1 pseudogene is annotated in these 283 nt (G+C 55.5%); it reads left to right on the top strand.

Annotated features, from left to right (window positions below):
- A pseudogene (locus ACFWW2_RS01850) lies at window positions 1-283 on the top strand (hypothetical protein); the annotation flags it as partial.

The following is a 283-nucleotide window of genomic DNA, read 5'->3' as shown; positions in this document are numbered from 1 at the left end:
CAGACATGGAAATTATCGAGTTTGCTGATGGTACGGTGCTGGATCTGCAGGGGATCGCACAGAAGTCGATCGAGGATCAGAATGGTGACGGCGATGATCTGGTGCTTGGCAGCAACGGCGATGACACCTTCCTCGGCGGGCTTGGCAACGACACGCTGAAGGGCGGTGCTGGTGCGGACACCTACCGTTACAGCCTTGGAGACGGCAACGACACGATTGATGACTACGATTCTCATTACGCCAGAGAAGACCGATTGGTATTCACCGACCAGAATGCTGGCGA

This window comes from Yoonia sp. R2-816 (genome assembly GCF_046762905.1).
Classification (GTDB): domain Bacteria; phylum Pseudomonadota; class Alphaproteobacteria; order Rhodobacterales; family Rhodobacteraceae; genus Yoonia.
Note: the sequence above shows the minus strand (reverse complement) of the source record. Positions and strands in the feature narration are given on the sequence as shown.